This window comes from Leifsonia poae, from assembly GCF_050632865.1.
Taxonomy (GTDB): Bacteria; Actinomycetota; Actinomycetes; order Actinomycetales; family Microbacteriaceae; genus Leifsonia; species Leifsonia poae_B.
Genome location: NZ_JBODSA010000002.1, coordinates 514,316 through 538,397, shown reverse-complemented (window position 1 = coordinate 538,397; position 24,082 = coordinate 514,316). Strand labels below are relative to the sequence as shown.

The window sequence follows — 24,082 nt, the reverse complement described above, 5'->3', positions numbered from 1 at the left end:
CGGCTTCATCGAGACGCCGTACCGCAAGGTCGTCGAGGGCCGGGTCACCGACCAGATCGACTACCTGACCGCTTCCGAGGAGGACGACTTCGTCGTCGCGCAGGCCAACGCCCCGCTCGACGCGAACGGCCACTTCGTCGAGGAGCGCGTGCTCGCCCGTCAGAAGGGCGGCGAGGTCGACCTGATCCCCGCCGACGAGATCGGCTACATGGACGTCTCCCCGCGCCAGATGGTGTCGGTGGGTACCTCCCTGATCCCGTTCCTCGAGCACGACGACGCCAACCGAGCCCTCATGGGTGCGAACATGCAGCGCCAGGCGGTGCCGCTGCTCCGCTCGGAGAGCCCGGTCGTCGGTACCGGTATGGAGGGCTACGCGGCCATCGACGCCGGTGACGTGGTCACCGCCGACAAGTCCGGTGTGGTCACCGAGGTCTCGGCCGACGCGGTCACCGTGATGGCGGACGACGGCACGTACCAGACCTACTACCTGCGCAAGTTCGACCGCTCGAACCAGGGCACCTCGTACAACCACCGCGTGGTCGTCGACGAGGGTGACCGCATCGAGCAGGGCGAGGTCGTCGCCGACGGTCCCGCGACCGAGAACGGCGAGCTCGCGCTCGGCAAGAACCTGCTGGTCGCGTTCATGCCGTGGGAGGGTCACAACTTCGAGGATGCGATCATCCTCAGCCAGAACCTGGTGAAGGACGACACCCTCTCCTCGATCCACATCGAGGAGTACGAGGTCGACGCCCGCGACACCAAGCTCGGCAAGGAGGAGATCACCCGCGACCTCCCGAACGTCAGCCCGGACCTCCTGGCCGACCTCGACGAGCGCGGCATCATCCGCATCGGCGCCGAGGTGCGCCCCGGCGACATCCTCGTCGGCAAGGTCACGCCGAAGGGCGAGACCGAGCTGTCCGCCGAGGAGCGCCTGCTCCGCGCGATCTTCAACGAGAAGAGCCGCGAGGTGCGCGACACCTCCCTCAAGGTCCCCCACGGCGAGGAGGGCACCATCATCGGTGTCAAGGTCTTCGACGCGCAGGACGGCGACGACGAGCTCGGCTCCGGCGTGAACCAGCGCGTGGTGGTCTACATCGCCCAGAAGCGAAAGATCACCGCGGGTGACAAGCTGGCCGGCCGTCACGGCAACAAGGGCGTCATCTCGAAGATCCTGCCGGTGGAGGACATGCCGTTCCTCGCCGACGGAACTCCGGTCGACGTCATCCTGAACCCGCTGGGTGTTCCGGGCCGCATGAACTTCGGTCAGGTCCTGGAGATCCACCTCGGGTGGATCGCCAAGAACGGCTGGGAGATCAAGGGCAAGCCGAAGTGGGCCGCTGAGCTCCCCGAGGCCGCCTTCTCGGCCGCGCCGAACACGAAGGTCGCGACCCCGGTGTTCGACGGTGCGAAGGAGGAGGAGATCGCAGGTCTGCTCGACTCCACCCTCCCGACCCGCGACGGCGACCGCCTGATCGGTTCGTCCGGTAAGACGCAGCTGTTCGACGGCCGCTCCGGCGAGCCGTACCCGGACCCCGTTTCGGTCGGCTACATGTACATCCTGAAGCTGCACCACCTGGTCGACGACAAGATCCACGCCCGTTCGACCGGCCCGTACTCGATGATCACCCAGCAGCCGCTCGGTGGTAAGGCGCAGTTCGGTGGTCAGCGCTTCGGTGAGATGGAGGTGTGGGCCCTCGAGGCCTACGGTGCCGCGTACGCGCTGCAGGAGCTCCTGACCATCAAGTCGGATGACATCCTCGGCCGCGTCAAGGTCTACGAGGCCATCGTCAAGGGTGAGAACATCCAGGAGCCGGGCATCCCCGAGTCCTTCAAGGTCCTCATCAAGGAGATGCAGTCCCTCTGCCTGAACGTGGAGGTCCTTTCGGCCGACGGTCAGGCGGTCAGCCTGCGCGACTCGGACGACGAGGCCTTCCGTGCCGCGGAGGAGCTGGGCATCAACATCTCCTCCCGCTTCGAGTCCTCGTCGATCGACGAGATCTAAGCGGCAGCCAGACCAACTGACGAATCTTCAATAGGAGAGAGTGAACACATTGCTCGACGCAACAACTTTTGACGAGCTGCGTATCGGCCTGGCCACTGCTGACGACATCCGTCGCTGGAGCTACGGTGAGGTCAAGAAGCCCGAGACGATCAACTACCGCACGCTGAAGCCCGAGAAGGACGGCCTGTTCGGAGAGCAGATCTTCGGACCGTCCCGCGACTGGGAGTGCTCGTGCGGCAAGTACAAGCGCGTCCGCTTCAAGGGCATCGTCTGCGAGCGCTGCGGCGTGGAGGTCACCAAGTCCTCCGTCCGTCGTGAGCGCATGGGCCACATCGAGCTCGCCGCCCCGGTGACGCACATCTGGTACTTCAAGGGTGTGCCCAGCCGTCTCGGCTACCTGCTCGACATGGCGCCGAAGGACCTCGAGAAGGTCATCTACTTCGCCGCCTACATGGTGATCTCGGTGGACGAGGACGGCCGTCACGCCGACCTCCCCGGCCTCGAGAACGAGCTGCGCCTCGAGATCAAGACGCTGTCCGACCAGCGCGACGCCCGCGTCGCCGAGCGTCTGCAGCGCCTCGAGACCGACCTCGCCGCTCTGGAGGAGGAGGGTGCCAAGGCCGACCAGAAGCGTCGCGTCAAGGACACCGCCGAGAAGGAGATGGGCCAGCTCCGCAAGTCCTTCGACGAGGACATCGCCCGCCTGGAGCGCGTGTGGGAGTCGTTCCGCACCCTCAAGGTGGGCGACCTCAAGCCGGAGGACGCGGACTTCAACGAACTCCTCGACCGCTACGGCCTCTACTTCGAGGCCTACATGGGCGCCGAGGCGATCAAGCGCCGCCTCCAGGCCTTCGACCTGAACGCCGAGGCCGACCTGCTCCGCGAGCAGATCGCCACCGGCAAGGGCCAGAAGAAGATCCGCGCGATCAAGCGCCTGCGCGTCGTGTCGTCGTTCCTGGCGACCGGCAACTCGCCGGCCGCGATGGTGCTCGACGTGGTCCCGGTGATCCCGCCGGAGCTGCGCCCGATGGTCCAGCTCGACGGTGGCCGCTTCGCCACCTCCGACCTGAACGACCTGTACCGCCGCGTGATCAACCGCAACAACCGTCTCCGTCGTCTGCTCGACCTCGGCGCTCCCGAGATCATCGTGAACAACGAGAAGCGCATGCTGCAGGAGGCCGTCGACGCGCTGTTCGACAACGGCCGCCGCGGCCGCCCCGTGACGGGTACCGGCAACCGCGCCCTCAAGTCCCTCAGCGACATGCTGAAGGGCAAGCAGGGTCGTTTCCGCCAGAACCTGCTCGGAAAGCGCGTGGACTACTCGGGCCGTTCGGTCATCATCGTGGGTCCGCAGCTCAAGCTGCACCAGTGCGGTCTGCCCAAGCAGATGGCGCTGGAGCTGTTCAAGCCGTTCGTCATCAAGCGCCTGATCGACCTGAGCCACGCTCAGAACATCAAGGCCGCGAAGCGGATGGTGGAGCGCTCGCGCCCGCAGGTGTGGGACGTGCTCGAGGAGATCATCCGCGAGCGCCCCGTGCTGCTGAACCGTGCGCCTACGCTGCACCGTCTGGGCATCCAGGCGTTCGAGCCGCAGCTGGTCGAGGGCAAGGCCATCCAGCTCCACCCGCTCGTCTGCGCCGCGTTCAACGCGGACTTCGACGGCGACCAGATGGCGGTGCACCTGCCGCTGTCGGTGGAGGCCCAGGCCGAGGCCCGCATCCTGATGCTCGCCTCGAACAACATCCTGAAGCCGTCCGACGGCCGCCCGGTCACCCTGCCCTCGCAGGACATGATCATCGGTCTGCACCACCTCACCACCGTCCGCGAGGGCGCTGAGGGTGAGGGTCGCGCGTTCTCCTCGGTCTCCGAGGCGATCCTCGCGAAGGACCAGGGCACGCTGCACCTGAACGCCAAGGTGAAGATCCGTCTCGACAACTACGTGCCGTCCGACGCGGCCGACACGGGTGCCGAGCCGATCACCGCGATCGTCGAGACCACGCTGGGTCGCGCCCTCTTCAACGAGGCGCTTCCGGCCGACTACCCCTACGTGGAGGACGTCGCCGACAAGGGCACGATCTCGTCGATCGTCAACGCCCTCGCCGAGCGGTACCCGAAGGTGGAGGTCGCTGCGGCGCTCGACCGGATCAAGGACGCCGGCTTCTACTGGGGCACCCGCTCGGGCGTCACGGTGTCGCTGAGCGACATCCTGACCCCGCCGAACAAGGCGCAGATCGTGGCCGGCTACGAGAAGAAGGCGGCGAAGATCACCTCCGAGTTCGAGAAGGGTCTCACGACCGACCTCGAGCGTCGTCAGGAGCTCGTCAAGATCTGGACCGAGGCCACCAACGAGGTCGCCGAGGCCATGCGCGCCAACTTCCCGGCGGACAACACCATCAACCGCATGGTGACGTCCGGTGCCCGTGGTAACTGGCTGCAGGTCCGCAACATCGCCGGTATGCGTGGTCTGGTGAACAACCCGAAGGGTGAGATCATCCCCCGTCCGATCATCTCCTCGTACCGCGAGGGTCTGTCGGTGGCGGAGTACTTCATCGCGACGCACGGTGCCCGTAAGGGTCTGGCCGACACGGCCCTCCGTACGGCGGACTCGGGTTACCTGACCCGTCGTCTGGTGGACGTCTCGCAGGATGTCATCATCCGCGAGGACGACTGCGGCACGACCAAGGGTCTCGACCTGCCGATCGCAACGGTCGGTGCGGACGGCACCCTGACCCGCGACCCGAACGTCGAGAACTCGGTGTTCGCCCGGACGCTGGCCGCTGACGCGGTCGGCACGGACGGCTCCGTGGTCGCGAAGGCGGGCGAGGACGTGGGCGACGTGCTCATCGACAAGCTGGTCGCCGCCGGCGTCACCGACATCAAGGTCCGCTCCGTGCTGACCTGTGAGTCGGCGGTCGGCGTCTGCGCCGCCTGCTACGGCCGTTCGCTCGCGACCGGCAAGCTGGTGGACATCGGCGAGGCGGTCGGCATCATCGCCGCCCAGTCGATCGGTGAGCCCGGTACCCAGCTGACGATGCGTACCTTCCACACGGGTGGTTCGGCCTCCGCGGACGACATCACCCAGGGTCTGCCGCGCGTCCAGGAGCTGTTCGAGGCGCGTACCCCGAAGGGTGCGTCCCCGATCGCCGAGGCCGCCGGCCGCATCGTCATCGAGGAGACGGACAAGTCCCGCAAGGTCATCCTGACCCCGGACAACGGCGACGAGCCGCACGTCTACCCGGTGCTGAAGCGCTCGACCCTCCTGGTGGAGGACGGGCAGCACGTCGAGCTCGGCCAGCAGCTGATCGTCGGAACGGTCGACCCGAAGGAGGTTCTGCGCGTCAAGGGTGTCCGCGAGGTGCAGAAGCACCTGGTGGGCGGCGTGCAGGGCGTCTACCGCTCGCAGGGTGTGCCGATCCACGACAAGCACATCGAGGTCATCGTCCGCCAGATGCTCCGCAAGGTCACCGTCGTCGACCACGGCGACACCGACCTGCTGCCGGGTGAGCTCGTCGACCGTTCGCGGTACAACGAGATCAACCGCGCTGCGCTGCAGGAGGGCAAGAAGACGGCGTCCGCCCGTCAGGAGGTCATGGGTATCACCAAGGCCTCGCTGGCGACCGAGTCGTGGCTGTCGGCCGCGTCCTTCCAGGAGACCACCCGCGTCCTGACGCAGGCGGCCATGGAGGGCAAGTCCGACCCGCTGATCGGTCTCAAGGAGAACGTCATCATCGGTAAGCTCATCCCGGCCGGTACGGGCCTGTCCCGCTACCGCAACGTGTCGGTCGAGGCGACCGAGGAGGCCAAGGCGGAGCGGTACCCCAACCGCATCTTCGCCGACGACTCCTCGTTCAACGAGAGCGACCTGAGCTTCGTCGACTTCGACAGCTTCAGCTCTGACGACTACACCCCGGGCACCTACAACTAAGAGGTACCCGTACGACCTGGGCCCCCGGCTTCCGCCGGGGGCCCTTCGTCGTTTCCGCGCTTTCGACTCTGGGAGAATGGACCCCATGTGGCGCCAGCTCCTCCAGTACACCGACACCGCCGGCCGGGCCATGCTCGGGTTCGGGGCGGTGCTGCTGGTCGTCGCCGTCGTCAGCTTCGTCGTGGGCGTCGCGCAGGCCGTCTCCGGCCATGCCGCCGCGACCCTCCCGTACTGGCTGACGACCATGGGATGCGCGGTGCTCGCGGGCGTGCTCGTGTACCTCGCGAGCAGGCGCGGCAAGCTGCGCTGAGGCGGTGCCGGCCCGCCCCCCGGTCGCGGGGCACCCGGTCGCGGGACTGTTGTCCTGATCAGCGCGCTGAATAGTGTGACTACGCCCGACCGGCAAGGGATCTCGCCCCTGCCCAAGGGTCTGCCGTTCACCCGACTCCGTCGGCAGCCGCTCTTCCGTAGGAGGTCCCCGTGGCGTCCATGACTGAAATCCTCATCCTCCACGGCCACCTGCCGATCGAATACCTCGACCGCGTGGCGACCGAGCCCACGGCGGACGAGGCCGTCGTGCGCGAACTCATCGACCGTGGCGCGATCTCGTCCGCACAGCTCGCGCGCGCCCGCGCGGCGCAGGCGGGCCTCCCGTTCGTGGAGCTGGCCGACTACCCCGTCGACCGCACGGCGGTCGCTGCCGTCCCCGCCGCGATCTGCCGGCGGCATACCGTCCTTCCCATCGGCTTCGACGGGGACGTCCTCGTCCTCGCGATGCAGAACCCGGGCGACGTCTTCGCGATCGACGACGTGCGCGCGTCCGCACGCCTCGCGGTCCAGAGCGTGGTCGCGGAGGCCGCCGACCTGCTCGGCGCGATCGACCGCTACCTGCGCGCGGACGACGAGCTCAGCGACCTCTCCAACACGCTGGAGGAGGAGAGCAACGCCGAGCAGCAGGCGACCATCGCCATCGCCGAGGCGAACGAGGACGACGCTCCCATCGTGCGCTTCGTCAATCTGCTGGTGAGCCAGGCCATCCAGGACCACGCCTCCGACATCCACATCGAGCCGGGGAGAGCGAACTCCGGGTGCGGTACCGCATCGACGGCGTGCTGCACGAGATGCAGAGCGCCCCGAAGAGCATCCAGAACGGTGTGACCAGCCGCCTGAAGATCATGAGCGACATCGACATCGCCGAGCGCCGCAAGCCGCAGGACGGCCGCATGTCGGTCGCCCACGGCGGCCGACAGATCGACCTCCGTGTCGCCACCCTGCCGACGGTGTGGGGCGAGAAGGTCGTCATGCGAATCCTGGACAACTCGAACACGAGCATGTCCCTGCGCGACCTCAACCTGCTCGATCGCAACGCCCGTGCCTTCGAGGCCGCGTACACGAAGCCGTACGGGATGATCCTCGTCACCGGTCCGACAGGTTCCGGCAAGTCGACGACGCTCTACACGACGCTGAACGCCGTGTCCCGCCCCGAGATCAACGTGATCACGGTGGAGGACCCGGTCGAGTACCGGATGGCGGGGATCAATCAGGTCCAGGTGAACCCGAAGGCGGGCCTCACCTTCGCGAGCGCCCTGCGCAGCATCCTGCGAAGCGACCCGGATGTCGTCCTCCTCGGTGAGATCCGCGACCACGAGACGGCGCAGATCGCCATCGAGGCGGCCCTGACCGGTCACCTCGTGCTCTCGACCCTGCACACCAACGACGCCCCGAGCGCCGTCACCCGACTTGTGGAGATGGACATCGAGCCGTTCCTGGTCGGCTCCGCGCTGGACTGCGTGGTCGCCCAGCGTCTGGCGCGCCGCCTCTGCGAGCGGTGCAAAGCGCCCAAGGAGCTGAGCGACGAAGACCTGCGTCGCTTGCGGGTCCCGGGGGACGGCGAAAGCCTCCTTCCGACCGTCTTCCAGCCGATCGGCTGCACGTTCTGCTCGAACACCGGCTTCCGGGGGCGCCTGGCCCTCCACGAGGTCATGACGGTGACCGAGGAGATCGAGCGGCTGGCGGTCAGCCGCGCCTCGAGTGCCGAGATCGAACGGACGGCTCGGGCCCAGGGCATGCTCACGCTCCGCGAGGACGGCTGGGAGAAGGTCAAGCTCGGCCTCACCTCAATCGAGGAAATCCTCCGGGTGGTCGCATGAGCAGGAACGACGCAGCACTGAGCCGACAGACGAATGGAGTCGACCGATGAGCACGTGGGAACCGCCCGAGGGCAAGCCGATCTACGAGATCCCCGTCACCCCCGAACGGATGCGCCCGGACGAGTGGTTCCCGGCTCCCGTCCCTGCGCCCACGACTCCGCCGGTGGCGCTTCCGGCTCTGGCTCCGGCTCCGACTGCACCGCCGGTCGTGCACGAGGTCGCTCCCGAGTCGCCGCCGCCGCTGACGCGCGCCGCGGCGCGACTTCGCGCCGTCGAGGACCTGCAGCCGGTCGCGCAGCCCTTCGCACAGCCGATCCCGCAGCCTGTCGCGCCGCCGATCCCGCAGCCGGTCGCGCCGCCCGTCCCGCAGTCTGTCGCGTCGCCCGTCCCGCAGCCCGTCGCCCAGCCCGACCCGCAGCCGGACATCGCTCCCGTCGCCACGCTGACCGACGCGGAACGCGAAGCGCTCGCCAAGGCCGATCCGGATCTCGTGGAGGCTCTTCGTCAGATCGTCGAGCAGCGCGGCTCCGACCTCCACGTGACGGTCGGTGCTCCACCGATGATCCGCGTCGACGGCGGTCTGCGTCCTGTCGGGAGTGGAGCGCCGTGGGACCGTCCGCGCGTCGAGAAGGCGTTGTTCAGCCTCCTCACCGACCGGCAGGCGGACGTGTTCCGCCGGGAGCTCGAACTCGACTTCGCCTTCACCATCTCGGCCAACGCGCGCTTCCGCGTCAATCTGTACCAGCAGCGCGGAGCCTACGGTGCGGCGTTCCGTCTCATCCCGACCGAGATCAAGCAGCTCGACGATCTCGGCATTCCCGCGGGCGTCGGTGAGTTCGCCGGCCTGCCGCGTGGTCTGGTTCTCGTCACAGGCCCGACGGGCTCGGGCAAGTCGACCACCCTCGCCGCGCTCATCGACCTCGTGAACGCCAACCGGAGCGACCACATCGTCACCGTCGAGGACCCGATCGAGTTCATGCACACGCACAAGCGCTCGATCGTGAACCAGCGCGAGGTCGGCCACGACACCCACAGCTTCGCGAACGCGCTGAAGCACGTCCTGCGCCAGGACCCCGACGTCATCCTGATCGGCGAGCTCCGCGACCTGGAGACGATCTCCGTCGCGCTGACCGCAGCCGAGACCGGCCACCTCGTCTTCGCCACCCTGCACACGCAGGATGCGCCCCAGACGATCGACCGCGTGATCGACGTGTTCCCGCCCCACCAGCAGGACCAGGTACGCGCCCAGCTCGCGGCGACCCTCCAGGGCGTGGTCTGCCAGACCCTGGTCCGGCGCGCGAACGGGAAGGGCCGTGCCGTGGCGACCGAAGTCCTCAAGATGACCCCCGCGATCGCGAACCTCATCCGTGAGGGCAAGACCTACCAGGTCGCCTCGATGATGCAGGCCGGCCGCGACCTCGGGATGCACACGATGGACCAGCAACTGGCCGATCTGGTGAACCGCGGCGTCATCACGCACCGCGTCGGGCTCGAGAAGGCGCACGACCCGTCCGGCTTCAGCCGGCTCGTCCAGCGCGTCGAGTCGCCGGGTGAGGCCTCCGCACGTGCCCTGGCGGCCGCGGAGGTCGACTTCGGCGACTCCTACTCGGGGACGGTGCGCTGATGGCCGGCTCCGCGGCCTACGCGTACACCGGGCGGAACTCCGCCGGGAAGCTCGTCCGCGGCAAGCTGGACGCGGCCAGCGAAGGCGCGGTGGTGTCCCGGATGCAGGCGATGGGACTTTCGCCGGTCGCCATCAGCGAGGCGTCGGCGGGGACCGGCCTGCAGCGCGAGATCACCATCCCCGGGTTCCGGCAGCGCGTGAAGCTCAAGGAGCTGGCCATCCTGAGCCGGCAGATGGCCACGATGATCGGCTCAGGCATCTCGATCCTGCGGACGCTGACGATCCTCGCCGACCAGGCCGAGGGCAAGCGCCTGCCCGAGATCATGGCGAAGGTGCGCGAGGACGTCGAGGAGGGGACTGCGCTGTCGACCGCGATGGCGGCGCATGCCGACGACTTCCCGCCCCTGATGATCAACATGGTCCGGGCGGGGGAGGCCGGCGGCTTCCTCGACCACGCGCTCGACTCGGTCGCGACCAACTTCGAGAAGGAGGTCAAGCTCCGCTCGACGATCAAGTCCGCCATGACGTACCCGGTCGTCGTGCTGGTGATGTCGCTGGTCGCCGTGATCGTGATGCTGGTCTTCATCGTCCCGATCTTCAAGAAGATGTTCGAAGGCCTCGGCGGCCAGCTGCCACTGCCCACGCAGATCCTCGTGACCGTCTCGGAGTCGATGGTCTGGGTGGGTCCGATCCTCCTGGTCGCCATCATCGCCTTCTGGCTGTGGTGGCGGAACAACAAGAACAAGAGCGAGGTGCGAAGACAGGTCGACCGGCTCAAACTCCGGCTGCCCGTCTTCGGTCCACTGTTCAAGAAGATCGCCATCGCCCGGTTCGCCCGGAACTTCTCGAGCATGATCGGCGCCGGCGTGCCCATCCTCCAGGCGCTCAGGATCGTGGGGGAGACCTCGGGCAACTGGGTGCTCGAGGACGCGCTGTCGCGGGTGGCGGAATCCGTCCGCCGCGGCGAGTCGATCGCCAAACCGCTCATCGCCGAACCGTTCTTCCCGCAGATGGTGTCCCAGATGATCGCGGTCGGCGAGGACGCCGGCTCGATGGAGATCATGCTCGAGAAGGTGGCCGCGTTCTACGACGACGACGTGGAGGCCACCACCGAGGCCTTGACGTCGCTGATCGAGCCGTTGCTGATCGCCTTCCTCGGCGTCGTGGTCGGCGGCATGATCGTGTGCCTCTACCTGCCCATTTTTCAGATCACGTCCCTCATCCACTAAGGGCCACGGCCCCCGCTTTGGGGCGGAAAACCCCTGGAAAACCCCCCAATCGCGGGATTCTGCTCGAATTTCGCGGCCCCATAGCATCGGCCATCGGATGGACCGAAACCGATCCTCCCGATCCCGCACCGACCGCCCGACCGAATGGACTAGCAATGTACTTCCGCCTCATGGGCAAGCTGAACGCTCGCCGCAACAACCTCACCGAGCAGTCCGAGAAGGGCTTCACCCTCATCGAGCTCCTCGTCGTCGTGATCATCATCGGCATCCTCGCCGCGATCGCGATCCCCGTTTACATCGGCGTCCAGAACGGCGCGAAGGAGAGCTCGGTCAAGTCCGACCTCACCAACGCCAAGACCGCGTACGTGGCCGCGTACACCCAGTTCGGCACGACTGTCACCACCGCGCCGACCGGCGTGCTGGACCCGACGGCCGTCGTCAGCGGCACCACCAAGTGGTCCGACCTCGGCGTCACGAACAGCGTCGACTACACCGCGGCCGGTGGGGCCGCCCCCACCGCGACCGCTACGAGCTGGACGACGTTCTGCATCCAGGCCACCAGCCCGGACACCAAGAAGACCTTCCACATCGACCAGTCGGGTGGAGTCAAGGACAACGCCTGCTCATAACCGTGAGTCGGCGGGAGGACCGGACTCGCCCGGTCCTCCCGCCGCAGCTGCGTTCCGCAGCACCACCTCGGCGCCCGAACGCCGAACCTGACTCCCCTCACCCGAATGAACACCTGGGAGCGACCGATGATCCGCAGACTGGAGCGATCCGACGACGAGGGCTTCACCCTCATCGAGATCCTGATCGCCATGCTGCTTCTCGCGATCCTGTCGCTGGCCCTTCTGCCGTCCCTGATCGGCATTCTCAAAGCTTCCGTCCGCAACGTCAGCGTTGCGACGGCCACCCAGTTCGTGAACCGCAATCTCGTCGACGCGCGAACGATCGGCACCACCTGCGCAGCGCTCCAGTCGTATGGCGCGGCCGTCGTCGGAACGCTCACAGACGACCGCGGAGTCACGTTCTCCACAACCCGTACCGTCGGCGCCTGCCCGGCCACCTACCCCGGTACCGTCAAAGTCAGCGTGACCGTCATGAGCAGCAACAGCCTGCAGGCCGTCGCCACCGGCTCCACTTTGGTGATCGTACGGAGTGCATCATGAACGCCACCCCGACGCGGCGTCCGTCGTCGGATGCCGGCCTGACGCTCGTCGAACTCACGGTCGCGATGGCGCTCTCCGTGCTCCTCATCGGCGTCGCGGTCGGCCTTTTCGCGTCCGCGGCGAAGTCGCAGACCACGATCTCCAGTCGTTCGTCCGCGTCCACCGGGGCGCAGCAGGCGATGAGGAGTCTGACCCAAGGCATCGAGAACGCGTCCGAGTTCACCGTCCAGACGAGCGGATCCGACATGATGCTCGTCGCCCGTACCGCCGGGACCGCGGCGACTCTCACGTGGGGATGCCGCGGCTGGTACTACCAGGCGTCGACGAAGACCATCCGCATGACGTCGACTCCAGACGGGACGAAGATCCTCCTCCCGACGACGACGCAGCTGGCGTCGTGGACGCGTCTCGCGGGCGGAATCACTCCCGTGGGCACGACCCCGATCTTCCAGGCCGTCGGCCAGAACCTGCAGGTCGGCTTCATCGCGACCGTGTCGTCCGGCCAGTCCGTGACGATGCAGACGACCATCCTCCAGCAGACCGGAGTAGGAGCGAGCGGCACATGCTACTGATCCGGTTGAGGGCACGCCTACGTGCCGTGATCTCTGGAGACGCCGAGAAGGGCTTCGCTCTCGGTGGCGTCGTCGCGCTGATGGCGGTCTCCATCCTCCTGATCGCACTCATGAGCAGTTCGGTGGTCTACGCCATCGGGTTCAGCACAGCGACGCGTGCCGGTGTGCAGGCTCAGGGGGCGGCGGAAGCCGGTATCGCGGCGGCCACGGTGGGTCTCGAGACGGGCACCTGCTCGAGTGTCGGAGCGGTGTACCAGAGCGCCGCCGGGCAGACACCGGTCTATCGCGCCGTGGTCTACGTGCCCGGCGGATCGGGATGGGTGCAGGGCTGCCCCGCGGCCGGAAACACGAACGTACGGATCCTGTCGAACGGCACCGCCGCGAACGGCGGAACGGCGGGTCAGAAGGGCAACGACCAGAAGACGCTCGAGACGGTTCTGGGGCCGTCGACGCAGCCCACTCAGATCGCAGCGACCGGACCGGCCGTCTACGCCTACTCGTCCAGCAACTTCGGCGGCTCCGGAACCTTGCTCTCGGTCGACGGATCCAGCCCGAAGGTCATGATCGACACCGGCAACGTCAACTGCGACGGCGCATCGAGCGGCGCCTCTGACCTCGTGGTCCAGAACGGCAACCTGACGATGTCGGGCTCCTGCAGCGTGACCGGCAACGTGTGGGCCAGTGGGGCGCTGTCCGTCAACGGTGGTGTCCAGGTCGGCGGCAACGCGGTCGCCAACTCCATCTCGATCCCGAGCGGGGCCATCCGGGGAAGCGCCTGGTCGGCCTCGACGACTTCCCTCTCCGGCGGCTCCAGCTACATTTACGGCAACCTGACGTCGACGACGACGACCTTCAACTCCGGCGGGTACATCGGCGGCAACATCTGGAACTACGGCACCATCACCCTCGACTGGGGCGTGAAGGTGATCGGGAACGCGACCGGCAAGGTCGTCCAATACACCAACCGGCCGACTACCCTCGGGTCCTACACGCCTATCCCCACTGGCCCCGGACCGTCGCCTTATGCCCAGCCGGCTGCACCGACGGTCCCCAACTGGGTGGACTACAACTACACCCCCAGTGCATGGACAGGCTTTACCCCGGTCGTGCTCCCTGCGGGAACCTGCAGCATCACGACCCTGCGCAACGCGATCACGTCGCTTGCCGGTGCCAAGGGGCTGATCGACGCACGCGCCTGCACCAACGGCGTCACTCTCACCGGCAGCAACACCCTGGCGATCTCCAACGACGTCGCTTTCTTCGCCAAGACGATCACGATCGGCAACAGCGGTGGCATCGTCCCGAGCGCACCGGCGCGTGTGTGGTTCATCAACCCCGACACCGTCGCGAACGGCGTTCCGGACTGCGGCTCGGGCTACAGCTTCTCGGTCTCCGGCAATCCGGTTTTCCAGAACGCCGCGGGGACGATCAAAGCATCCGTCATGATGTACTCGCCCTGCGACGTCACGGTCAGCACCGGCGTCAGGTTCCAGGGCCAGGTCTTCGCCGGACAGGCCACCATCGACGGTGGCGCGCAGATCGGCTTCGTCGCCGTCGGGCTGCCCGGCGTGGATCTCTCCACCGGATCCAGCTCCGGCAGCACCACCACCACGACGACGCGCAGCGTGGTGTCGAACCGGAACTACCAGGGGTGAGATCATGATCGCCGTCCTCGCCGGAGTGTTCGGATCCCTGATCGGGTCGTTCCTCAACGTCGTCGTCTACCGCGTGCCCGCGGGTCGCTCGATCGTCGCGCCGCCCAGCTCGTGCCCGTCCTGCGGCTCGCGCATCCGCGGTTCCGACAACATCCCCGTCGTGTCCTGGCTGGTGCTGCGCGGGCGGTGCCGGGACTGTGCCGCCCCGATCTCGGTCCGCTATCCGGCGGTCGAGCTGTTCACGGCTCTCGCCTTCGCCGCCGTCGCAGTCTGGCGCCTGCCCGCTCTCGTCAGCGCGGCGGCCCTCGGCTCCGTGCCGCACACCGCCGCGTCGGTGCTCCAGACCGCCGCTTACCTCTTCCTCGCGGCGATCTCCGTGGCTCTCGCGCTGATCGACCTGGACACCCACCGCCTCCCGGACCGCATCGTCCTGCCGGCGTACGTCGTGGGCGGAGGGCTCCTGATCATCGCCGCGGTGCTCAGCGGCGACGGCTGGACGCTGCTCCGGGCCCTGGCCGCCGGAGCCGGGGCGTTCCTCTTCTATCTCGTCCTCGCTCTCGTGAAGCCCGGAGCGATGGGACTGGGCGACGTCAAGCTCGCCGGCCTCCTCGGCCTGTACCTCGGCTGGGTGGGCTGGAGCGCCGTCATCGTGGGCATCTTCGGCGGCTTCGTGATCGGCGGCCTCGTCGCCGTCGCCCTGCTCGCCGCTCGCCGCGCGCGCTTCGGCGGCGGCATCCCCTTCGGCCCCTCGATGCTCGCCGGCGCGTGGATCGGATTGGTCGCGGGACCTGCGATCTGGAACGGCTATCTCGCGCTGGTGGGGCTCGCATGACCGCGCCCGGAAAGAAGGACTGACATGGCGAACACTGTGGTCGGGATCGACATCGGCAGCGCGAGCATCCGCGCCGTCGAGCTGGTCGACGCCGAGAAGCCGAAGCCCACCCTCGTTCGGTTCGGGCGCGTCGACGTGCCCCTCGGTGCGGTCCGGAGAGGCGAGGTCATCGAGGCCGCCACGGTCGCCGGGCTCCTGAAGAAGCTGTGGGCCGAGTCGGGGTTCAAGACCAAGCGCGTGGTTCTCGGGATGGGGAATCAACGCGTATTCGCACGCGACCTCACGGTCCCGCGCGCCCCGCTTCCCCGAATCCGCGAGTCGCTGCCGTTCCTCGTGCAGGAGATGCTGCCTCTGCCGGTCTCCGAGACGATCCTCGACTTCTACCCCACGGGCGAGGGGATGGGGGAGCACGGGCCGACCGTCAACGGGCTGCTGATCGCAGCCGTCAAGGATGCGATCCTCGCCAACGTGAAGGCCGTTCAGCTGGCCGGTCTCACCCCCGTGGAAGTCGACCTGATCCCCTTCGCCCTGCAGCGAGCACTCGTCACGCGGCCGCGGGTCGCAGGGACGGTTGCGCTCATCGATGTCGGCGCGAGCACGACCACGGTCGTCGTCGCCAAGAACGGAGTCCCGGAGTTCGTCCGCCTCATCCCCACCGGTGGGGACGACCTGACGGCCGCCCTCAGCACCCGGCTCGAGATCACCGCCCTTCAGGCGGAGCACGTGAAGCGGATCGTGGGGCTCGGAACGACCGCGAACGACGCGGAGCATCATGCGCAGCTGACGGTGATCCACGAAGTCGTCAACGAACTGCTCGGCAGCCTGCGGAACACGATCGCGTACTTCTCGAACACGCGCGCCGATTCCCCGGTGGAGCGGATCGTCCTGGCGGGCGGGGCCGCGCAGCTGCCGGGCTTCGGGGCCGCGCTGGCCGAGTACACGCGGCTTCCGGTCAGCGAAGGGGAGCCGTTCTCCACGATCGGAGTCTCCCGCAACCTGACCGCGGAGCAGCTGCGTCTGCACGAGCGGGAGATCACGGTGGCGTTGGGCCTGGCGATGGGAAGTGCAGCATGAGCGCGGCGACAGAAGCGGCGGCAGCGGCGACCGGGGCACGATCCGGCCGTGGATCGGCGGGGGCCGCTCGTACCAAGAAGGCGAAGGCGCAGCCGACTCCGAAGCCGACTGCCGTCGACATCCGCATCGGCTCGGAACCGCGGGTCGACCTCCTTCCCACGGAGATCCGCACCGCCCGAAAGCACGAGCAGATCGTTCGTCGCATGATCGTGGGTCTGATCGCCGCGGTCGCGGTCGTCGCCGTCGCCGTGGTGGGCGCCAATGCGCTGGCCTTCTCGGCCGGTTTCTCGCTCGGCCTCGAGCAGTCACGCGGCACACGGATCCTGCAGGCCCAGGGCAAGTTCAACTCTCTCCGCGCCACGCAGTCGGAGCTCGCCCTCGTGAAGGCCGCGCAGGCGGTCGGCGGGGCGACCGAGATCGACTGGAACGCGCGCGGCACCGAGCTCATCGGCGCCCTGCCGCCGGGTACGAGCATCACCAACGTGACCATCGACTCCGCCACTCCCGTCACCCTGTACCAGCAGTCGACCGTGCCAGGAGCCACCCCGCGCGTCGGGTCTGCGACGGTGACGATCGCCGCGCCGAGCCTGCCCGCGGTCAGCCAGTGGCTCTCCACGATCGGCACGCTGCCCGATGTGGTCGAGACGGACGCGGGCGCCGTGACGCTCCAGTCCGGAGGGTCCTACCAGGCCATCGCCACGATCCGCTACGGGGTCAGCGCGTGGGACGGCAAGTACCTGCCGAAGACGGGGAGCAAGTGATGGACAAGAACAAGCTACTCATGATCTTGATCGGGGCGGGCACCGTGGCCATCCTGATCGGAGGATTCTTCCTCGGGGTCCAGCCGTCGCTGCAGGCGGCTGCCGCGGCAGATGCGGCCCGGCAGGCCGCCTTCGCGACGAACCAGGTCAACCAGGCTGCGCTGGATGCGCTGGAGTCGCAGAACAAGAAGATCGGCGAACTGACGGGCGACCTCGAGACCTTGCGGCTCTCCGTCCCCTCCGAGCAGAACATGGACTCCTTCATCGATGCCGTCGATGCCGCCGCGGCTGCGGAGGGCTTGGTCGTGCAGAACGTGAGTCCTGCCGATGCCACGGCCTACGCCCCGCAGGGAGCCTCCGCACCCGCGCCGCAGCCTTCCGCCACGGCGACGCCCGCCCCCTCGGCCACCCCCACGCCGACCCCGGCTCCCGGCGCTGCCGCGTCGCCGGCCGGCGCCCAGGCTCCGGCGGTCCACACCGATCCGTCCATCTCGGCGGCGAACTTCCTCGCGATCCCGGTGAAGATCGGGGTCGGCGGCCCTCTGGACCACACGATCGCTTTCGTCCACCGCCTGCAGACCGGGTCGAGGCTGTTCCTGGTCAGCGGACTCGATGGCGGCGTCGACGGCGGGGCCAAGTCCGCCGCCGGAGGTTCCGCCACCGCCGCTCCGACGGCGCCGACCGAGACGTATTCGGTCAGCGGCTACCTGTACGTCCTGGCGAAGGCGGCGGCTCCCGCGGCTCCCGCGTCCAAGTAACCCCACCCCGCCCCGCCTCCCTCGACACGGCGGGCCCCGTTGCTACAGTGGGGCGCAACGGGCCCGTCGGGCCGATGGAGGAGCCAGGATGAGCGACACGCCGGACGCGCCCAAGCGCGCGACCTACGAGCCTGCGCCGGACGCCGATCAGGTCGCGCCCGCGACCGCCCCGGCCGAGTCGGCCGCTGCGGAGCCGAGCACCGACACCGGCGCCCAGGTGGTCGAGCCGCCGTCGACCCCCGTCTCCGCGCGTGGACACCTCAACCGTCCCGCGGAGGAGGAAGCCGCCGCCGTTCCGGCCACGCCGGAGCCGCAGCCGCGCGCTGCCATCGCGGAGCCCGAGCCCGTCGTCGCGTCCGATGACGACGTCGCCGCCGCGGTCGCCCGCAACAGCGCACAGCCCGGCGCGACCGGCGCCACCGCTGCCGGCGACGCCACGGTCGACACCGCCTCCCCGGCCGAGTCGGCCACGCCGGTGATCACGGCCGCCGAGGCCGCCAACCTGCGCGAGAACACCGACGCGCCGACCACCGCGTACCCGACCGTCCCGGTCGGAGAGGCGACCAGCACCGGCGCCCCGGCCACGGCCGGCGCCGCTGCCGCAGGCGCCGCCACCACGGCCGCCGCGCCGCAGCCCGTCGCCCCGATCTACCTGGCGCGCCCCGAGGCGCCCAAGAAGAAGAGCAACCGCGGCGTCGGCATCCTCATCGCGCTCGTCGGCACGGTCGCGTTCGCCGTGCTCTGGGCAGCCGCCGTGCTCATCGTCGGCTCGCTGCTCACCCCGAGCGACGAGTTCGGGCCTGCGCTGCTCCAGTTCTTCACCGGCGGTCCGGCGTTCGGCCTCCGCGGCTGGGCTCCGGTCCTCGCGTTCTTCATCGGGATGGTCGTGCTCATCCAGATCCTGAACCGTGCCCGCTGGTGGGCCTACATCCTCGGCGGTCTGTTCGTCGCCGTGTTCGTCTACCTCGTCTACATCGGCGCCAACCTGGTGGATGCGCAGTACTGGCTCCGCACGCCGAGCGAGTTCAACGTCCTCCTCCGCAGCGCCTGGGTGAACCCGTTCGCGGTGCTCGCCGGTGTCATCGCCCGAGAGATCTCGATCTGGACCGGCGCATGGCTCGCCGCGCGGGGTCGCAAGCTGAAGGCGCGCAACGCCGAGGCGCAGGCGGACTACGAGCAGCAGGTCGCCGACGCGCAGAACCAGGCCGCCGCCGCGTACGCGCAGCAGGGGTACTGACCGGCGGGTGATCCATGCGTGACGAGCGTGCGTACGCCGTCGTGGTCGCGTTCTTCGCGACCGGGCTCTACCTCGCGCTGCTCGTCGCCGCGTTCGGACTGATCGCGCTCGCCACCGACAGCGACCCGATCGACGATCCGGCGGCGGGCCCGCTGCTCGGTCCGATCATGGTGATCGCGGCGTCGTTGATGCTGCTCGTGTTCCTCATCGTGCTCGGCGTCCGCGTGCCCGGCGACCGTCAGCGCATCTCCCCGGGCGTCGCGCTCGGGGTGGGCGTCGCCTGCTACGCCGTCTTCATCGCCGCGGGCGGGATCGCGGGCGCGTTCGCGCACCCGGACGATCCGTTCCACTACATCCTGTTCGCGTTCTCGCAGCTGCTCCGCTGGCCGGCGATCACCGTCGGGCTCGCCGCGTTCCTCATCACCCTGCTGTACGAGCTGGTGCTCGTCGGGCGCTTCCGGCAGCGCGGACGGCCGCGCTGGCCGTGGGAGCGCGACGAGGACGAGTGACGGTCCTCAGACCCGCACGCGCGCGGGGAGGGACGCATCCACCAGCGGCACCTGCACGCGCGTGAAGCCGCCCTTCTGGACGAACACGCCGCGCCCCGGAGGGAACTCCGAACGGTTCAGTCGGGGGAGTGGCGTCTTCAGCAGCAGGTCGCCCTCGATCGAGTCCGGCTGCAGCAGCAGACCGCGGCGGCCGTTCTTGACCTCGCCGAGCAGCGGCCACGACGACCCCCAGGCGCTGGTTTCGGCCTCGGCGACCAGGAGGTGGTCGCTCCGCCGCGTCGCGCGGATCAGCTCGACCAGCGCGGAGTCGGCGGGCGTCTGCAGGAAGTCGCCGATCGCCTCGACGAACACCGCGATTCGGCCCTCGGTGTCGGGATCGGCGATCGCGGCCGTGAGGTCCTTCGCCAGCTCGGCGGCCTCGGGCGGCGTGAGCGCCCGGTCCGTCCACACGGCGGAGCCGGCCAGCGGCGACCGCGCGCTGCCCACGTAGTAGAGGCGCGTCTCCCCGTCGAAGCGGGCGACGGCGTCCGCGACGGCCGCGAGTGCAGTGGTCCGGCCGCTCGCCGGGGGACCTGCGACGAGCAGTGTCCCGGACGGCTCGAAGCCGAGCGGTCCCAGGTCGACGTCGCCGATGCCAAGCACGGGCTGTCCGCCGACGCTGTCCGGCAGCGACGCCGGCGCGAGTTCCTTCGGCATCGACCCGACGACCGGCGCCGGCACGATGCCCGCCCGCTCCATCGCCTCGGCCAGCCGCCGGATAGCCTCCGACTGGTCGGCCACGGCGCGCGAGCCCCCGAGGACGGCGACCTGCGTCTCGTAACCGTCGACGATGGCGCGGCCGGGAGGGGAAGCGGGGGACAGGATGTCGGAGGGCACATCGAGCATCCCGTAGCCGTCGTCCGCGAGCCGCAGCACGACGCGGCGCTGTACCAGCGAACCGATCGCGGTCGGGACGGCGCCCGCGCGGTCGCCCGTGAGCGCGACGTGCATCCCGAGCCGCCGTCCGTCGGCCAGCAGGTCGCGGAACACGTCGTACCACTGCGACCGTCCGGCCGGGATCTCGAAGTCCTCGCGGAAGGCGGGGAAGCCGTCCACCAGCAGCAGGATGCGCGGCTCGTCATGCCGCCCGGTCAGCGACCGGTACTCGGTGATGTTGGAGGCGTTCGCCTCGGCGAAGCGCGGGCCGCGGTCCTCCAGCGTCTCCTTCAGCATCCGGAACAGCCGGATGATCCGCTCGGGGTCGTCGCCGGCGATCACCGACCCGACATGCGGCAGCTTCTCGAGCATCCGCAGGCTGCCGGCGCCGAAGTCGAGCCCGTACACGTGCACGGGGCCGCCCCGCGGGGTGATCGCGGCGGCGGAGGCGAGAGTGCGCAGCACGGTCGACTTGCCGGAGCCGCCGGTGCCGTAGACCGCGATGTTGCCGTCCACGTCCGGCTGGAAGTAGACGGGACGCTGCTCCTGCCGGTCCGGGATGTCGGCGACGCCCAGCAGGAGTTCGGCGTCGGTGCGCTGCCGCAGCAGGCCGAGGTCGTACGCCGCGGCCAGCTCGTCCAGCCAGGGGCGGCGCGGGGCGGGGATGTGAGCGGCGGCCTGCGCGCGCACGATCGAGGCGACGAGCCGCTGCTGGTCGGTGGGGCCGAGGTCGCGCTCCGGCTCCTCGACGGCGCGGTCCTCCTCCCAGCGCACCTCGCCGCCGAACCGCAGCTCGGCGACCTCCACGCCGGCGCGTTCCGGCTCGCGCGTGGTCCAGCCGCCGGCGTACGCGGACTGGAACCGCACCAGCCGCCCGGGCCCGGTCTTCGCCATGCCGCGGCCCGGGATGCCCGGATCGAAGTGGGCGGCGTCCGCGACGCCCACGACATCCTGGCTGTCCGACTCGTCGGCCATGCGCAGCGCGATGCGGAGGTTGGTGTTGGCGCGCAGGTTGTCCTTGATGACGCCGGCCGGTCGCTGCGTCGCCATGATCAGGTGGATGCCGAGCGAGCGCCCGCGTTGCGCGATGTCGACCACGCCGTCCACGAACTCCGGCACCTCGCCGACCAGTGCGGCGAACTCGTCGATGACGAGCACGAGCGCGGGCGGGCTGTCGGGGTCGCCGCGCTTCTCGAGCTCGAGAAGATCCTTGGCCTTCTTACGGTTGAGCAGGTGCTCGCGGTGGTGGAGCTCGGCGCGCAGGCTCGTCAGCGCGCGCCGGACGAGGTGCGGGCTCAGGTCGGTCACCAGGCCCACGCAATGCGGGAGGCTGACGCAGTCCGCGAAGGCCGACCCGCCCTTGTAGTCGACGAAGAGGAACGTGACCCGGTCCGGGCTGTACTCGGCGGCCATCCCGAGCACCCACGCCTGCAGGAACTCGCTCTTGCCCGCGCCGGTCGTGCCGCCGACGAGCGCGTGCGGGCCCTGCGTGCGCAGGTCGAGGTGCATGGCGTCCACACCGGCCGAGCCGATCGTGGCGCGCAGCGTGCCGGGCCGCCGGCGGGCCGGACGCGCGGCCGATGACCGGTCGTGGATGGACGCGTTCTGCCGCCAGCGGTCGACCACCGCGCTCGACGACTCGGCGAGCTCGTGCCCGAGCAGGGTGACGAGCGAGATGGATCGCGGCAGGTCGCTCGCATCGGCGACGAGTGCGCCGGCGTCGATGACCGGCGCCATCCGCTTCGCGTAGTCGAGCGCGGTCGCGGTGCTGACCGGCTCGGTCACGACGTCCTCGACCGTCTCGCCCAGGCGCACGAAGCCGGCGCGGGCGCGGTGCGGCTGGTCCGTGTGCTGCAGGAAGGTACGGCAGACGGCGGGAAGGGCGGCCACGTCCTCCGAGACCCAGATCGGGAAGACGCCGGCGTCGGCGGCCGCCTCGGCGAGCTGCACGAGCCGGGCGCGGTCGACCGCGACGTCGTCGGAGATGACCACCACCACGGCGGGCACCGGCGAGGGGGTGCCGTCCGTCGTCTGCGACCGGCCGACGACGGCGCCGCGTTCCAGGGCCGCGCGCTCCTGCTCCATCGCCCCACGCCGCTGGACGCCGTTGCGTGCGGCGGCCAGCCGTTCCTCGATCAGCCCTTCGAGCGCGCTGAGCACTCCGGCGGCGCTCGACGCGCTGTCGGCGAGGTGGCCGCCCGGCAACGGGCTGTGCGGGGAGGAGGTGTGCGGCATCCACTTGAGCCAGGAGAGCTCGCGCGACCAGCGCGGCGAGACCAGGGCCGCGACGGCGAGCTCGGCGGGGGAGTGCAGCGCGGTGAGCTGAACCAGCACCGAGTTGACGGAGCCGGCGGTGAGGTCGGCCGGGCCGGCGATGCCGAGGGCGCCGGACTCGTACAGGTTGTCGAGCACGGGGACGTCGTCGACCCGCTCGTGCGCGGAGACGACCGCATCCAGCCGCTCCTGGAACTCGACGATCAGCTCGGCCCGGTCGACCGCCTGGACGGTGTTGCGCGATCGCATGGACCCGCGACCCAGCTGCAGGTTAAGGAACGACCAGTGCTCCGGGCGCCGGGTCCACAGCATCGGGCCGCGCAGAATCGCCTCCGAGAGCGCGTCGGCGGTCGTCGGGGTCTCGGCCTGCCGCACCGTCACCTCGGTGACGCGCTCCTGCTCGAGTTTGGTGGACAGGGCCTCCAGCCGCTGCTCGAACACCGCGATCTGCTTCTTCAGCTTCCGCTTGCCGCGCGTGCGATTGCTGATGTAGTTGCCGACCAGCATGACCGGCGAGAGCAGCACGAAGAGAAGCGATGTCGGGTTCTTCGTGAGGAAGAACATCGCGCCGCCGAGCAGCAGCGGGGTGATCATCGCGAGCAGCGGGAAGGGCGGGTCGTCCTTCTCGCCGGGCACCTCCGGCGCCTGGAAGACCTGCCCCGCGTAGCGCCGCTCGACGCGCGGCGACCGGTTGAAGAAGATGGGCCCGGCGGTCGGAGTCGCCGCCGGGAGCTCGGAGGCGGCCCGCACCTCCAGCTCCACCTCGGTGTCGCCCAGCAGCAGCGTCTCGGTGCGGCGCACGGTGAACCGCGTGACCAGGCCGCCGTCGACGACCACGCCGTTCGCCGAGCCCAGATCGACGACCTCGACGCCGTCGCCGGCCTCGAAGCGGACGTGGCGCTTCGAGACGAGGGGATCCTCCAGCACGATGTCGCACGACTCGTCGCGGCCCAGGACCGTAGTGCCCGCCCGCAGTGGGAAGGTCGCGCCCTCCTGCGGCCCGCTCAGGATGCGAAGCGTCGCGACCACCGGAACGTCGCCAAGCTCCGGCGCGGCGTAGTGCAACCCGGCGTCGGCCAGCGCGACCGTCGCGCCGCTGCCGATCCACGCCTCGCCGACCGGCGCGTCGGGCGGCAGAACCAGCGGGTCGGCCTGCCCGGGCAGCTGCGCGCGCAGGGTCAGCGCGCCCGGGGCGGCGACCGGTCCGGTGCGGCGCGGATCGATGCGCGCGATCGTGGCCGCGACCTCGGAGATGCTGGCCGCGGCGTCCGCGGTGACGACGATGTCATCGCTGCTGCCGGTCGGGCGGGCGAGAGTCAGTTTCAGTCGCACTTCAGCACCATACCCAGTACCTCCGATACAGGGGGATGGGGACCGCTCCCCATCGGCTTTCCGC

General features: G+C 69.4%; 16 protein-coding genes and 1 pseudogene. 16 read left to right on the top strand and 1 reads right to left on the bottom strand.

Going from position 1 to position 24,082, the window contains the following annotated elements:
- The 16 genes and pseudogenes from ACRAWB_RS09910 to ACRAWB_RS09835 all read left to right on the top strand — a co-directional run.
- The coding region (locus tag ACRAWB_RS09910; protein ID WP_431353155.1) for a DNA-directed RNA polymerase subunit beta at positions 1–2,002 on the top strand (2,002 nt) is incomplete at its 5' end.
- A gap of 49 nt (positions 2,003–2,051) precedes the next feature.
- On the top strand, positions 2,052–5,927 hold the full coding sequence (rpoC, locus tag ACRAWB_RS09905; RefSeq protein WP_431353175.1) for a DNA-directed RNA polymerase subunit beta': 3,876 nt from the start codon (positions 2,052–2,054) through the stop codon (positions 5,925–5,927).
- An 85-nt stretch (positions 5,928–6,012) separates the two neighbouring features.
- Positions 6,013–6,237, top strand: coding sequence for a hypothetical protein (locus tag ACRAWB_RS09900; RefSeq protein WP_363805414.1), 225 nt, complete (start codon positions 6,013–6,015; stop codon positions 6,235–6,237).
- Positions 6,238–6,407: 170 nt separating this feature from the next.
- Positions 6,408–8,077: pseudogene (locus tag ACRAWB_RS09895) on the top strand (GspE/PulE family protein).
- A 46-nt stretch (positions 8,078–8,123) separates the two neighbouring features.
- Complete coding sequence (locus ACRAWB_RS09890; protein WP_431353154.1) at positions 8,124–9,701, top strand: PilT/PilU family type 4a pilus ATPase; 1,578 nt, start codon at positions 8,124–8,126, stop codon at positions 9,699–9,701.
- Positions 9,701–10,930 carry a type II secretion system F family protein gene (locus tag ACRAWB_RS09885; protein WP_431353153.1) on the top strand — a complete coding sequence of 410 codons (1,230 nt, stop codon included), beginning with the start codon at positions 9,701–9,703 and terminating at the stop codon, positions 10,928–10,930. Before ACRAWB_RS09890 ends, ACRAWB_RS09885 begins: the two co-directional genes overlap by 1 nt.
- A gap of 155 nt (positions 10,931–11,085) precedes the next feature.
- Positions 11,086–11,559 carry a type II secretion system protein gene (locus ACRAWB_RS09880; protein ID WP_431353152.1) on the top strand — a complete coding sequence of 158 codons (474 nt, stop codon included), beginning with the start codon at positions 11,086–11,088 and terminating at the stop codon, positions 11,557–11,559.
- Positions 11,560–11,664: 105 nt separating this feature from the next.
- Positions 11,665–12,099, top strand: a complete 435-nt coding sequence (locus ACRAWB_RS09875; RefSeq protein ID WP_431353151.1) for a prepilin-type N-terminal cleavage/methylation domain-containing protein — start codon at positions 11,665–11,667, stop codon at positions 12,097–12,099.
- Positions 12,096–12,671, top strand: coding sequence for a PilW family protein (locus ACRAWB_RS09870; RefSeq protein WP_431353150.1), 576 nt, complete (start codon positions 12,096–12,098; stop codon positions 12,669–12,671). Before ACRAWB_RS09875 ends, ACRAWB_RS09870 begins: the two co-directional genes overlap by 4 nt.
- Before the next feature lie 26 nt (positions 12,672–12,697).
- The gene (locus ACRAWB_RS09865) at positions 12,698–14,326 is read left to right on the top strand and encodes a hypothetical protein (protein ID WP_431353149.1); all 1,629 of its coding nucleotides are present in this window, start codon (positions 12,698–12,700) and stop codon (positions 14,324–14,326) included.
- Between the two features lie 4 nt (positions 14,327–14,330).
- On the top strand, positions 14,331–15,158 hold the full coding sequence (locus ACRAWB_RS09860; RefSeq protein ID WP_431353148.1) for a prepilin peptidase: 828 nt from the start codon (positions 14,331–14,333) through the stop codon (positions 15,156–15,158).
- Positions 15,159–15,182: 24 nt separating this feature from the next.
- The gene (gene pilM / locus ACRAWB_RS09855) at positions 15,183–16,232 is read left to right on the top strand and encodes a type IV pilus assembly protein PilM (protein ID WP_431353147.1); all 1,050 of its coding nucleotides are present in this window, start codon (positions 15,183–15,185) and stop codon (positions 16,230–16,232) included.
- On the top strand, positions 16,229–16,993 hold the full coding sequence (locus tag ACRAWB_RS09850; RefSeq protein ID WP_431353146.1) for a hypothetical protein: 765 nt from the start codon (positions 16,229–16,231) through the stop codon (positions 16,991–16,993). Before pilM ends, ACRAWB_RS09850 begins: the two co-directional genes overlap by 4 nt.
- A 20-nt stretch (positions 16,994–17,013) precedes the next feature.
- Positions 17,014–17,751 (top strand): hypothetical protein, encoded by a 738-nt coding sequence (locus tag ACRAWB_RS09845; RefSeq protein ID WP_431353145.1) that lies wholly within the window; start codon positions 17,014–17,016, stop codon positions 17,749–17,751.
- Between the two features lie 88 nt (positions 17,752–17,839).
- Complete coding sequence (locus tag ACRAWB_RS09840; RefSeq protein WP_431353144.1) at positions 17,840–18,988, top strand: hypothetical protein; 1,149 nt, start codon at positions 17,840–17,842, stop codon at positions 18,986–18,988.
- Between the two features lie 14 nt (positions 18,989–19,002).
- Entirely contained in the window at positions 19,003–19,497 is a 495-nt protein-coding gene (locus ACRAWB_RS09835; RefSeq protein WP_431353143.1) for a DUF6121 family protein, read from the top strand.
- A gap of 6 nt (positions 19,498–19,503) precedes the next feature.
- On the opposite strand, the gene ACRAWB_RS09830 is transcribed toward ACRAWB_RS09835, so the two are convergent.
- Positions 19,504–24,018: an FtsK/SpoIIIE domain-containing protein gene (locus ACRAWB_RS09830; protein WP_431353142.1), complete on the bottom strand. Its 4,515-nt coding sequence runs from the start codon at positions 24,016–24,018 to the stop codon at positions 19,504–19,506.
- Positions 24,019–24,082 lie beyond the last annotated feature (64 nt).